Below are 12,830 nucleotides of genomic sequence, written 5' to 3' on the forward strand. Positions count from 1 at the left end.
ACCAGACGCCACCGACAGCGGCGGCGGTACGCCGAAGGCCCGGCGCCCCCGTCCAGGGGTGCCGGGCCTTCGCCGGTCGCTTCAGGCCGTGGTGCGGCGGGGTCAGACGCCCGCGGCGGCCTTGAGGGCGTCCACGCGGTCGGTGCGCTCCCAGGTGAAGTCCGGCAGCTCGCGGCCGAAGTGGCCGTAGGCGGCGGTCTGGGAGTAGATCGGGCGGAGCAGGTCGAGGTCGCGGATGATCGCGGCCGGGCGGAGGTCGAAGACCTCGGCGATGGCGGTCTCGATCTTCTCGGTCTCGATCGTGTTGGTGCCGAAGGTCTCGACGAAGAGGCCGACGGGCTCCGCCTTGCCGATCGCGTACGCGACCTGGACCTCGCAGCGGGAGGCGAGGCCCGCGGCGACGACGTTCTTGGCGACCCAGCGCATGGCGTAGGCGGCCGAGCGGTCGACCTTCGACGGGTCCTTGCCGGAGAAGGCGCCGCCGCCGTGGCGGGCCATGCCGCCGTAGGTGTCGATGATGATCTTGCGGCCGGTGAGGCCGGCGTCGCCCATCGGGCCGCCGATCTCGAAGCGTCCGGTCGGGTTGACCAGGAGGCGGTAGCCGTCGGTGTCGAGCTTGATGCCGTCCTCGACGAGCTGCTTCAGGACGTGCTCGACGACGAACTCGCGGATGTCGGGCGCGAGCAGCGACTCCAGGTCGATGTCGGAGGCGTGCTGCGAGGAGACGACCACGGTGTCGAGGCGGACGGCCTTGTCGCCGTCGTACTCGATGGTGACCTGGGTCTTGCCGTCGGGGCGCAGGTACGGGATGGTCCCGTTCTTGCGGACCTCGGTCAGACGGCGGGAGAGCCGGTGGGCGAGGTGGATCGGGAGCGGCATGAGCTCCGGGGTCTCGTCCGACGCATAGCCGAACATCAGGCCCTGGTCACCGGCGCCCTGCTTGTCCAGCTCGTCCTCGTCGCCCTCGACGCGCTGCTCGTAGGCGGTGTCCACGCCCTGCGCGATGTCGGGGGACTGCGACCCGATGGAGACCGAGACGCCGCAGGAGGCGCCGTCGAAGCCCTTCTTCGAGGAGTCGTACCCGATCTCGAGGATCTTGCCGCGGACGAGGGTCGGGATGTCCGCCCAGGCCTTGGTGGTGACCTCACCGGCGACGTGCACGAGGCCGGTGGTGATCAGCGTCTCGACGGCGACGCGGGAGGTGGGGTCCTCCTTGAGCAGCGCGTCGAGAATGGTGTCGCTGATCTGGTCAGCGATCTTGTCGGGGTGACCCTCGGTCACGGACTCCGAGGTGAACAGACGACGGGACACAACGCTCCCTGGGGTTGCAGCGGCTGCTGGCTGTCGATTGCGGACCGGCAGGGGGCTGCGCCCCGCGACGTTCCATGGACAGTCTAATAGGCACGATCGCCCATCTGGCCAGGCCTTCCGCCCGGCGATTGCGTGATCTGTGCGCCAACCGGGGCCCCCAGCTGGCGTTATGCCCGATTTTGTGGGAATTCTCGCGGTCTTCGGGGCGCAGTGCGCCCGCCTCCCGCCGTTGGTGCGGAATTCACCCGGAGAGGGGGCGCAGCCGGGGCAGGACCAGGTCCCACACCGTCTCTGCCAGCGCTTCCTTCGGTCCGTACGGCACCGGGGTCTCGGTTCCGTCGGCGGCGAGGACCACGGCCTCGTTCTCCTCCGCGCCGAAGGTCTTGCGCTCCCCCACCTCGTTGACGACGAGCAGGTCACAGCCCTTGCGCTGGAGTTTCTTGCGCCCGTTGGCGAGCACGTCGTCGGTCTCGGCGGCGAATCCGACGACGACCTGGCCGGGCAGCGCGCGATCGGCCGAGATCTCCGCGAGGATGTCCGGATTCCGTACCAGGGTGATGGTCGGCGCGCCGCCGTCGTCGCTCTTCTTGATCTTGCCGGTGGCGTACTCGGCGGGCCGGAAGTCGGCGACCGCGGCGGCCATCACCACGGCGTCGGCGTCGCCGGCGGCCTTGAGGACGGCCTCGCGGAGCTGGACGGCGGTGCCGATCCGGACCACGTCGACGCCCGCCGGGTCCGGCAGGCCGGTGTTGGCCTCGATCAGGGTGACCCGGGCGCCGCGGGCGGCGGCGGCCTTGGCGAGGGCGTAGCCCTGCTTGCCGGAGGAGCGGTTGCCCAGGTAGCGGACCGGGTCGAGGGGCTCGCGGGTGCCGCCCGCGCTGACCACGATGTGCCGGCCGGCCAGGTCGGGGGTGGCGACTCCGCGGGCCAGGACCCTGCGGCAGACCTCGTAGATCTCGCCGGGGTCGGGCAGCCGGCCCTTGCCGGTGTCGACGCCGGTGAGGCGGCCGACGGCGGGCTCGATCACCACGGCGCCGCGGCGGCGCAGGGTGGCGACGTTCTCCTGGGTGGCCGGGTGCTCCCACATCTCGGTGTGCATGGCCGGGGCGAAGATCACCGGACAGCGGGCGGTGAGCAGGGTGTTGGTGAGCAGGTCGTCGGCGAGGCCGTGGGCGGCCTTGGCCAGCATGTCGGCGGTGGCGGGGGCGACCACGACGAGGTCGGCGGCCTGCCCGATGCGCACGTGCGGCACCTCGTGGACGGACTCCCAGACCTCGGTGGAGACCGGGTTGCCGGAGAGGGCGGACCAGGTGGCGGCGCCGACGAAGTGCAGCGCGGAGTCGGTGGGGACGACGCGGACGTCGTGGCCCGACTCGGTGAGCCGGCGCAGCAGCTCGCACGCCTTGTACGCGGCGATGCCGCCGCTCACGCCCAGCACGACCTTCGGCTTCGTCGTCACCACTGTCACGTCACTCCCCGCACTCGGATGCGCACGACTGCGCGTACGACTCCATGAGACACCACAGGCCCGGCGGATGTTCCGCCGGGCCTGGGTGACAAACCGAAAAACGTGCTTACTGCACCGGGCCCTCGATGGCCTCGGAGGTCAGCAGGCCCGCGTTGATCTCGCGCAGCGCGATCGAGAGCGGCTTCTCGTGGACGTGGGTGTCGACGAGCGGACCGACGTACTCGAGCAGGCCCTCGCCCAGCTGCGAGTAGTACGCGTTGATCTGGCGCGCGCGCTTGGCGGCGTAGATCACGAGGCTGTACTTGGAGTCCGTCGCCTCGAGCAGCTCGTCGATCGGCGGGTTGATGATGCCCTCGGGCGCGGTGATGGAAGAGGACACGCTCTACCTTCCGAAGATGGATATCCGGTCACGGATCATGACGGATAAAAGATCAGACAACGTGCATCAACGTTAGCAGCTCGCGCGCGACGTCCTCGACCGAGGTGTTGACGAGCGTGGTGTCGAACTCCGACTCGGCGGCCAGCTCGACCTTCGCGGCCGCGAGACGGCGCTCGATGACCTCGGGCGACTCGGTGCCGCGGCCGGTGAGCCGGCGGACCAGCTCCTCCCAGCTCGGCGGGGCCAGGAAGACCAGCTGCGCGTCGCTCATCGACTCCTTGACCTGGCGGGCGCCCTGGAGGTCGATCTCCAGGAGCACCGGCTCGCCGGCCTCCAGACGGTCGAGGACCGCGCGCCGCGGGGTGCCGTAGCGGTTGCCCGCGAACTCGGCCCACTCCAGGAGCTCGCCGTTGGCGACCAGCTTGTCGAACTCGTCGTCCGTGACGAAGAAGTACTGGACACCGTGCTGCTCGCCGGGTCGCGGCTTCCGTGTCGTGGCCGACACCGAGAGCCAGACCTCGGGGTGGACCTTGCGCATATGAGCGACGACCGTGCTCTTGCCCACCCCGGAGGGGCCGGAGAGCACGGTCAGCCGCGGACGTACCTCTGCTGCCATGCAGCGATTATTCCAGCTTCACCGGTGTGCCCGGGACGCCTGGTCCCGGGCCGCCGGCGCGGCCGCGGCGCGCTCAGGCGCCGGCGCCGCCGAACTCGCGCTCCAGGGAGGCGATCTGGTTGGAGCCGAGACCGCGGACCCGGCGGCTCTCGGAGATGCCGAGCCGCTCCATGATCTGCTTGGCGCGGACCTTGCCCACGCCCGGAAGGGACTCGAGCAGCGCGGAGACCTTCATCTTGCCGATGACGTCGTTCTCCTGGCCCTGCTTGATGACCTCGTGGAGGGAGGCGCCGGAGTGCTTGAGTCGATTCTTGACCTCGGCCCGCTCCCGGCGAGCCGCGGCGGCCTTTTCGAGCGCGGCTGCGCGCTGTTCAGGGGTAAGGGGCGGAAGAGCCACGCCTACGTCACCTCGGATGTCGAACTGTCGGATACGGACCGGCGGGAGACGGCGCGTCCCGCGCGAGCGGGGCACGCCACACCAGTGGAGCAACGACCGACGTGGAGTACGTCGAACGCCGACTCTGTCCCGGAGACTAGCGGCCGAGGCCGCCTGAGTCAGCGAGAACAGACGAAAAGTCCTGGTCAGCATCGACCGACCAGGACATTTCCGACATAACGACGCCGTTTTGGGCCAAGTTTTGTCAAGGAGTGAGACGGCGAGGACACGCCGCCCGACCTGCGGATTGGCGAGAACCGGACGAAATCGGCCGCCGGGGTGCCTCAGGCGCCCACGGCCTCCCTGATCTCGTTCGCATAACGTTCCGCCGCCGAGCGCAGCGCACCGGCGTCCGGACCCGCCTTCAGGACCCCGCGGCTGACGTTCGGGACGACATTGCGGACCGCCGCGCCGAAGACCCTCGGCAGGTCGGCCGGGGTCGCGCCCTGGGCGCCGATGCCGGGGGCGAGCAGCGGACCGTTGATGTCCAGGTCGAAGGAGGACAGGTCGCCGAGGGTGGCGCCGACCACCGCGCCGAAGGAGCCCATCGGGGTCTCCCCCGCGTTCTCCTCGGCCAGGTGGGCGAGCATCGTCGCGCCGACGGTCCGCCCGTCCTCGCGCACCGCGCGCTGGACCTCCGCGCCCTCCGGGTTGGAGGTGAGGGCGAGCACGAAGAGCCCGGCGCCGGACTCCCGGGCCAGCTCCACGGCCGGCTTCAGGGAGCCGTAGCCGAGGTACGGGGAGACGGTCAGCGCGTCCGAGAACAGCGGGGAGTCCTTGCGCAGGAAGGCCTCCGCGTAGGCGCCCATGGTGGAGCCGATGTCGCCGCGCTTGGCGTCCATCACGACCAGGCCGCCGGCCGCGCGCAGATCGGCGGTGGCCCGCTCCAGGACGGCGACACCGCGCGAGCCGAAGCGCTCGAAGAAGGCGGCCTGCGGCTTGAAGACGGCGACCGTGCCGGCGAGCGCCTCCACCACGGTGTACGTGAAGCGCTCCAGGCCCGCGATGTCGTCGGCGAGGCCCCAGGAGTCGAGCAGCGAGGCGTGCGGGTCGATGCCGACGCAGAGTGGTCCGCGCTCGTCCATGGCGGAGCGCAGGCGGGTCCCGAAGGAGAGAGTCACTTGGCGGCCTTTCCGGTGGAGGAGCGGTGGTCGGCGCCGACGGCCTCGGCGAGGGTGGCGTACGGGGAGGCCGCGAGCCGCGCGGCCAGGCCCTGGTGGATCGCGCGGGCGTAGAACGGGCCCTCGTAGATGAAGGCGCTGTAGCCCTGCACCAGCGTGGCGCCGGCCAGGATCCGCTGCCAGGCGTCCTCGGCGTTCTCGACGCCGCCGACGCCCACCAGGACGATCCGGTCGCCCACGCGCGCGTACAGCCGCCGCAGCACCTCCAGGGAGCGCTGCTTGACCGGGGCGCCGGACAGGCCGCCGGTCTCCTTGATCAGCGCCGGGTCGGACTTCAGGCCGAGGCCCTCGCGGGCGATGGTGGTGTTGGTGGCGATGATGCCGTCGAGGCCGAGCTCCAGGGCCAGGTCGGCGACCGCGTCCACGTCCTCGTCGGCGAGGTCGGGGGCGATCTTCACCAGGAGCGGGACCCGGCGGTCGGTCACCGTGCGGTCGGCGGCCTCACGGACGGCGGTGAGCAGCGGGCGCAGCGACTCGGTGGCCTGGAGGTTGCGCAGCCCCGGGGTGTTGGGCGAGGAGACGTTGACGACCAGGTAGTCGGCGTGGGCGGCGAGCCGCTCGGTCGACTTCACGTAGTCGGCGGCGGCCTCGGCCTCGGGCACGACCTTGGTCTTGCCGATGTTGACGCCCACGACGGTCCTGAAGACCGGGTTACGGGCGGCCAGGCGGGCGGCGACGGCGGCGGAGCCCTCGTTGTTGAAGCCCATGCGGTTGATCAGGGCGCGGTCGGGGATCAGCCGGAAGAGGCGCTTCTTGGGGTTGCCGGGCTGCGCCTCGCCGGTGACGGTGCCGATCTCGACGTGGTCGAAGCCGAGCATGGCCATGCCGTCGATGGCGATGGCGTTCTTGTCGAAGCCGGCGGCGAGGCCGAAGGGGCCGTGCATGCGCAGGCCCAGGGCCTCGGTGCGCAGCTCCTTGTGGCGGGGCGCGAGGACGGCCGCGACGAAGGTGCGCAGGACCGGGACGCGGACGGCCAGCCGGATCCAGCGGAAGGCCAGGTAGTGGGCCTTCTCGGGGTCCATCCGCTTGAAGACCAGGGTGAAGAAGAACTTGTACATGGGGAGTGTCCTCAGCAAGAGGGGGACACCGTTTCCGGTGTCCCCCTTGTGGGCTGCTAGTCGCGGGCCGCGGTCAGGTGTGCCGCGTGATCCTGGAGCGAGCGGACGCCCACGTCGCCGTGGTTGAGTGCGTCGATGCCCTGGACGGCCGCCGCGAGCGCCTGGACGGTGGTCAGGCAGGGGACGGAGCGGGCCACCGCCGCCGTACGGATCTCGTAGCCGTCGAGGCGGCCGCCGGTGCCGTACGGGGTGTTGACGATCAGGTCGACCTGGCCGTCGTGGATGAGCTGGACGATGGTCTTCTCGCCGTTCGGGCCCTCGCCCTCGGACTGCTTGCGCACGACGGTGGCGTTGATGCCGTTGCGCTTGAGGACCTCGGCGGTGCCGGAGGTGGCGAGCAGCTCGAAGCCGTGGGCGACCAGCTCACGGGCCGGGAAGATCATCGAGCGCTTGTCGCGGTTGGCGACGGAGATGAAGGCTCGGCCCTTGGTGGGCAGCGGGCCGTAGGCGCCGGCCTGCGACTTGGCGTAGGCCGTGCCGAAGACCGAGTCGATGCCCATGACCTCGCCGGTGGAGCGCATCTCCGGGCCGAGGACGGTGTCCACGCCGCGGCCGTGGATGTCGCGGAAGCGGCTCCACGGCATGACGGCCTCCTTGACGGAGATCGGCGCGTCGAGCGGCAGGGTGCCGCCGTCGCCGGTGGCCGGCAGCAGGCCCTCGGCGCGCAGCTCGGCGACGGTGGCGCCGAGCGAGATGCGGGCGGCGGCCTTGGCGAGCGGCACCGCGGTCGCCTTCGAGGTGAAGGGGACGGTGCGCGAGGCGCGCGGGTTGGCCTCCAGGACGTACAGGATGTCGCCGGCCATCGCGAACTGGATGTTGATCAGGCCGCGCACGCCGACGCCCTTGGCAATGGCCTCGGTGGAGGCGCGCAGCCGCTTGATGTCGAAGCCGCCCAGGGTGATCGGGGGCAGGGCGCACGCCGAGTCGCCGGAGTGGATGCCGGCCTCCTCGATGTGCTCCATGACGCCGCCGAGGTAGAGCTCGGTGCCGTCGTAGAGGGCGTCGACGTCGATCTCGATGGCGTCGTCGAGGAAGCGGTCGACCAGGACCGGCCGGGTGGGGCTGATCTCGGTGGACTCGGCGATGTACGACTCCAGGCGCGCCTCGTCGTACACGATCTCCATGCCGCGGCCGCCGAGCACGTACGAGGGGCGTACGAGGACGGGGTAGCCGATCTCGTCGGCGATGGCCTTGGCGCCGGCGAAGGTGGTCGCGGTGCCGTGCTTCGGGGCGGGCAGGCCGGCCTCGGCGAGCACCCGGCCGAAGGCGCCGCGGTCCTCGGCGGCGTGGATGGCCTCCGGGGAGGTGCCGACGACCGGCACGCCGTTGTCCTTCAGGGCCTGGGCGAGGCCCAGCGGGGTCTGGCCGCCGAGCTGGACGACGACACCGGCGATCGGGCCCGCGAGCGACTCGGCGTGCACGATCTCCAGGACGTCCTCCAGGGTGAGCGGCTCGAAGTAGAGCCGGTCGGAGGTGTCGTAGTCGGTGGAGACGGTCTCCGGGTTGCAGTTGACCATCACGGTCTCATAGCCGGCGTCGCTGAGCGCGAAGGAGGCGTGGACGCAGGAGTAGTCGAACTCGATGCCCTGGCCGATGCGGTTCGGGCCGGAGCCCAGGATGATCACCGCGGGCTTGGTGCGGGCCGCGACCTCGGTCTCCTCGTCGTAGGACGAGTAGAAGTACGGGGTGTTGGCGGCGAACTCGGCGGCGCAGGTGTCGACCGTCTTGTAGACCGGGCGGACGCCGAGGGCGTGCCGGACCTCGCGGACGACGTCCTCGCGCAGGTTGCGGATCTCGGCGATCTGGGTGTCGGAGAAGCCGTGCCGCTTGGCCTCGGCGAGCAGCTCGGGGTCGAGCTTCTCGGCGGCGGCGAGGTCGTCGGCGATCTCCTTGATGAGGAAGAGCTGGTCGACGAACCAGGGGTCGATCTTGGTGGCCTCGAAGACCTCCTCGGGCGTGGCGCCCGCGCGGATGGCCTGCATGACCGTGTTGATCCGGCCGTCGGTCGGGCGGACGGCCAGGGCGAGCAGCTCGGCCTTGTCGCCGGGCTCGCCGGTGAAGGCGAACTGCGAGCCCTTCTTCTCCAGGGAGCGCAGGGCCTTCTGCAGGGCCTCGGTGAAGTTGCGGCCGATCGCCATGGCCTCGCCGACCGACTTCATGGTCGTGGTCAGCGTGGAGTCGGCGGACGGGAACTTCTCGAAGGCGAAGCGCGGGGCCTTGACGACGACGTAGTCGAGGGTCGGCTCGAAGGAGGCCGGGGTCTTCTCGGTGATGTCGTTCGGGATCTCGTCCAGCGTGTAGCCGACGGCCAGGCGGGCGGCGATCTTGGCGATCGGGAAGCCGGTGGCCTTGGAGGCGAGCGCGGAGGAGCGGGAGACGCGCGGATTCATCTCGATGACGATGACCCGGCCGTCGTCGGGGTTGACGGCGAACTGGATGTTGCAACCGCCGGTGTCGACGCCGACCTCGCGGATCACGGCGATGCCGATGTCGCGCAGGATCTGGTACTCGCGGTCGGTCAGCGTCATCGCCGGGGCGACGGTGATCGAGTCGCCCGTGTGGACGCCCATCGGGTCGAAGTTCTCGATGGAGCAGACGACCACGACGTTGTCGTGCTTGTCGCGCATCAGCTCCAGCTCGTACTCCTTCCAGCCGAGGATGGACTCCTCCAGGAGCACCTCGGTGGTCGGGGAGAGCGTGAGGCCCTGGCCGGCGATGCGGCGCAGCTCCTCCTCGTCGTGGGCGAAGCCGGAGCCGGCGCCGCCCATGGTGAAGGAGGGGCGGACGACGACGGGGTAGCCGCCGAGGGTGTCGACGCCCTTGAGGACGTCGTCCATGGAGTGGCAGATGACCGAGCGGGCGGACTCGCCGTGGCCGATCTTCCGGTTGACCTCCTCGACGACCTCCTTGAAGAGGTCGCGGTCCTCGCCCTTGTTGATCGCCTCGACGTTGGCGCCGATGAGCTCGACGCCGTACTTGTCGAGGGTGCCGGCCTCGTGCAGCGAGATGGCCGTGTTGAGGGCCGTCTGACCGCCGAGGGTGGGCAGCAGGGCGTCGGGGCGCTCCTTGGCGATGATCTTCTCGACGAACTCGGGGGTGATCGGCTCGACGTAGGTGGCGTCGGCGATCTCCGGGTCGGTCATGATCGTGGCCGGGTTGGAGTTGACCAGGATGACCCGCAGGCCCTCCGACTTGAGCACCCGGCAGGCCTGGGTGCCGGAGTAGTCGAACTCGGCGGCCTGTCCGATGACGATCGGGCCGGAGCCGATGACCAGGACGGACTGGATGTCGGTGCGCTTAGGCACGCTCGGCCTCCATGAGGGTCACGAAGCGGTCGAAGAGGTACGCGGCGTCGTGCGGGCCCGCGGCCGCCTCGGGGTGGTACTGGACGGAGAAGGCCGGCTGGTCGAGCAGCTGCAGGCCCTCCACGACGTTGTCGTTCAGGCACACGTGGGAGACCTCGGCGCGCCCGAAGGGGGTGTCGGAGACCTTGTCGAGGGGCGCGTCGACGGCGAAGCCGTGGTTGTGCGCGGTGACCTCGACCTTGCCCGTGGTGCGGTCCTGGACGGGCTGGTTGATGCCCCGGTGGCCGTACTTCAGCTTGTAGGTGCCGAAGCCGAGCGCGCGGCCGAGGATCTGGTTGCCGAAGCAGATGCCGAAGAGCGGGGTCTTGCGGCGCAGGACCTCCTGCATGACGGCGACGGGGCCGTCGGCGGTTGCCGGGTCGCCCGGGCCGTTGGAGAAGAACACGCCGTCCGGGGCGATCGCGTAGACGTCCTCGGCGGTGGCGGTGGCGGGCAGCACGTGGACCTCGATGCCGCGCTCGGCCATCCGGTGCGGGGTCATGCCCTTGATGCCGAGGTCGACCGCGGCGACGGTGAACTTCTTCTCACCGATCGCGGGGACGACGTACGGCTCCTTGGTGGCGACCTCGGCGGAGAGGTCGGCGCCGGTCATCTCGGGCTGCTGGCGCACCTCGGCGAGCAGGGTGCCGTCGTCGGGCAGGGCGCTGCCGGAGAAGATGCCGACGCGCATGGCGCCGCGCTCGCGCAGGTGGCGGGTGAGGGCGCGGGTGTCGATGCCCTGGATGCCGACGACGCCCTGGTGGCGCAGCTCCTCGTCGAGGGAGCGCTGGGCGCGCCAGTTGGAGGAGACGCGGGCGGGGTCGCGGACCACGTAGCCGGAGACCCAGATACGGGCGGACTCGGGGTCCTCGTCGTTGACGCCGGTGTTGCCGACGTGCGGGGCGGTCATCACGACGACCTGGCGGTGGTACGACGGGTCGGTGAGGGTCTCCTGGTAGCCGGTCATGCCGGTGGAGAACACGGCCTCGCCGAAGGTCTCCCCCACGGCCCCGTAGGCGCGGCCGCGGAAGATGCGGCCGTCCTCCAGGACGAGTACGGCGGGAGCCGCCTTGTGCCTCTTTGAGGCGTCTCCCTGGATGGAGGTCGTCATCGTGCGGTGCCTTCCGTCGTACGTGCGGTGTTCAGGTGGTTGATGGCCTCGACCCAGGCGGCGTGCTCGGCCGCGTGGTCGGAGCGGAAGCCGGAGTCGAGCAGGGTGCCGCCGTGCTCCCAGGTGACGACGAGCAGTCCGCCCTCGGTGAGGACCTTGCCGGCGATGCCCTTGTCGAGGCGGGCCTCGCGCAGGGCGGCGGCCGGGATCAGGAAGTCGTCCGCGCCGGGGCGTACGACGCTGATCCCCGCGTCCGTCAGGGTGAGCTCGGCGCGGCTGCGGGTGCCCAGGCCGTGGGCGACGATCCGGTCGAGCCACTGTCCGGCGGTGGTGGAGCCGTGGTAGCGGCCGCTGAGCTCCAGCGTGGGCTCACCGGGGGTCTCCGGCACCTCGGGGAGGGGCGGGAGGCCGGACTGGAGGCTGCCGCGCCACTTCCAGCCCTGGCGCATCAGCCAGTAGACCAGGGTGATGAAGAGCAGCAGTCCGGCGACCCAGCCGAGCCGGCCGGCCCAGTCGGTGACCTCGGCGGACTTCTGATCGGCCGCGGCGGCGGCTGCGGCCAGTTGGATGAGTGGTGTCACGCCAGCTTCCCGTCGACGAGCGTTGCCCGGCCCCGCAGGAAGGTGTGGGTGACGCGTCCCGGCAGCTCACGGCCCTCGTAGGGGGTGTTGCGGCTGCGGGAGGCGAAGTCGGCGGGGTCCACGACACCACGGTATGCCGGATCGACCAGGGTCAGGTTGGCGGGCTCACCAGCCGAGACGGGGCGTCCGTGGCCGGCCGCCTGCCCGATCCGGGCCGGCTTGACGGACATCCGGTCGGCGACGCCGGCCCAGTCCAGCAGTCCGGTCTCGACCATCGTCTGCTGGACGACGGACAGCGCGGTCTCCAGGCCGACCATGCCCATGGCGGCGGCGGCCCACTCGCAGTCCTTGTCCTCGTGCGGGTGCGGGGCGTGGTCGGTGGCCACGATGTCGATGGTGCCGTCGGCGAGGGCCTCGCGCAGCGCCAGCACGTCACGCTCGGTGCGCAGCGGCGGGTTGACCTTGTAGACCGGGTTGTAGGTGCGCGCCAGCTCGTCGGTGAGGAGGAGGTGGTGCGGGGTGACCTCGGCGGTGACGTCGATGCCGCGGGACTTGGCCCAGCGGACGATCTCGACGGAGCCGGCGGTGGAGAGGTGGCAGATGTGCACGCGGGAGCCGACGTGCTCGGCGAGGAGCACGTCGCGGGCGATGATCGACTCCTCGGCGACGGCGGGCCAGCCGCCGAGGCCCAGCTCGGCGGAGACGACGCCCTCGTTCATCTGGGCGCCCTCGGTGAGGCGGGGCTCCTGGGCGTGCTGGGCGACGACGCCGCCGAAGGCCTTCACGTACTCCAGGGCGCGGCGCATGATCACGGCGTCGTCGACGCACTTGCCGTCGTCGGAGAAGACGGTGACGCCGGCGGCGGAGTCGTGCATGGCGCCGAGCTCGGCGAGCTTCTTGCCCTCCAGGCCGACGGTGACGGCGCCGATGGGCTGCACGTCGCAGTAGCCGGCCTCCTTGCCGAGCCGGTAGACCTGCTCGACGACGCCGGCGGTGTCGGCGACGGGGTGGGTGTTGGCCATGGCGAAGACGGCCGTGTAGCCGCCGGAGGCGGCGGCGCGGGTGCCGGTGAGGACGGTCTCGGAGTCCTCGCGGCCGGGCTCGCGCAGGTGGGTGTGCAGGTCGACCAGGCCGGGCAGCAGGATCTGCCCCTCGGCCTCGATCACCTGGGCGTCGTCGGCGCTGAGGCCGGTGCCGACCTCGGCGATGATCTCGCCGTCGATGAGGACGTCCTGCGCCTCGCCGCCGAGCACCTTCGCACCGCGGATCAGGATCTTGCTCATGT

11 protein-coding genes are annotated in these 12,830 nt (G+C 71.0%); all 11 read right to left on the reverse strand.

Annotated features, from left to right (window positions below):
* Window positions 1-102 precede the first annotated feature (102 nt).
* The 11 genes from metK to JAO84_RS05790 all read right to left on the reverse strand — a co-directional run bounded on the left by metK (window position 103) and on the right by JAO84_RS05790 (window position 12,828).
* Complete coding sequence (gene metK / locus JAO84_RS05740) at window positions 103-1,311, reverse strand: methionine adenosyltransferase (RefSeq protein WP_265867133.1); 1,209 nt, start codon at window positions 1,309-1,311, stop codon at window positions 103-105.
* 241 nt (window positions 1,312-1,552) lie between these two features.
* Window positions 1,553-2,770 (reverse strand): bifunctional phosphopantothenoylcysteine decarboxylase/phosphopantothenate--cysteine ligase CoaBC, encoded by a 1,218-nt coding sequence (gene coaBC / locus JAO84_RS05745; RefSeq protein ID WP_370411008.1) that lies wholly within the window; start codon window positions 2,768-2,770, stop codon window positions 1,553-1,555.
* 115 nt (window positions 2,771-2,885) lie between these two features.
* Window positions 2,886-3,158 carry a DNA-directed RNA polymerase subunit omega gene (gene rpoZ / locus JAO84_RS05750; RefSeq protein ID WP_030810584.1) on the reverse strand — a complete coding sequence of 91 codons (273 nt, stop codon included), beginning with the start codon at window positions 3,156-3,158 and terminating at the stop codon, window positions 2,886-2,888.
* Window positions 3,159-3,210: 52 nt separating this feature from the next.
* Window positions 3,211-3,774 (reverse strand): guanylate kinase, encoded by a 564-nt coding sequence (gmk, locus tag JAO84_RS05755; RefSeq protein ID WP_265867135.1) that lies wholly within the window; start codon window positions 3,772-3,774, stop codon window positions 3,211-3,213.
* 73 nt (window positions 3,775-3,847) lie between these two features.
* Window positions 3,848-4,171 (reverse strand): integration host factor, encoded by a 324-nt coding sequence (locus JAO84_RS05760; RefSeq protein WP_030493613.1) that lies wholly within the window; start codon window positions 4,169-4,171, stop codon window positions 3,848-3,850.
* A gap of 323 nt (window positions 4,172-4,494) precedes the next feature.
* Window positions 4,495-5,331 (reverse strand): orotidine-5'-phosphate decarboxylase, encoded by an 837-nt coding sequence (gene pyrF / locus JAO84_RS05765; RefSeq protein WP_370411011.1) that lies wholly within the window; start codon window positions 5,329-5,331, stop codon window positions 4,495-4,497.
* Window positions 5,328-6,449, reverse strand: a complete 1,122-nt coding sequence (locus JAO84_RS05770; RefSeq protein WP_370411013.1) for a quinone-dependent dihydroorotate dehydrogenase — start codon at window positions 6,447-6,449, stop codon at window positions 5,328-5,330. The genes pyrF and JAO84_RS05770 overlap by 4 nt, the downstream gene beginning before the upstream one ends.
* A 56-nt stretch (window positions 6,450-6,505) precedes the next feature.
* Complete coding sequence (gene carB / locus JAO84_RS05775) at window positions 6,506-9,814, reverse strand: carbamoyl-phosphate synthase large subunit (protein ID WP_370411015.1); 3,309 nt, start codon at window positions 9,812-9,814, stop codon at window positions 6,506-6,508.
* Window positions 9,807-10,964 (reverse strand): glutamine-hydrolyzing carbamoyl-phosphate synthase small subunit, encoded by a 1,158-nt coding sequence (gene carA, locus JAO84_RS05780; protein ID WP_370411017.1) that lies wholly within the window; start codon window positions 10,962-10,964, stop codon window positions 9,807-9,809. Before carA ends, carB begins: the two co-directional genes overlap by 8 nt.
* On the reverse strand, window positions 10,961-11,545 hold the full coding sequence (locus JAO84_RS05785; RefSeq protein WP_265867140.1) for a hypothetical protein: 585 nt from the start codon (window positions 11,543-11,545) through the stop codon (window positions 10,961-10,963). The genes carA and JAO84_RS05785 overlap by 4 nt, the downstream gene beginning before the upstream one ends.
* Window positions 11,542-12,828 (reverse strand): dihydroorotase, encoded by a 1,287-nt coding sequence (locus JAO84_RS05790; RefSeq protein WP_370411020.1) that lies wholly within the window; start codon window positions 12,826-12,828, stop codon window positions 11,542-11,544. Before JAO84_RS05790 ends, JAO84_RS05785 begins: the two co-directional genes overlap by 4 nt.
* Between the last annotated feature and the right edge of the window lie 2 nt (window positions 12,829-12,830).

The sequence above is a fragment of the Streptomyces fradiae genome (assembly GCF_041270065.1).
GTDB lineage: Bacteria > Actinomycetota > Actinomycetes > Streptomycetales > Streptomycetaceae > Streptomyces.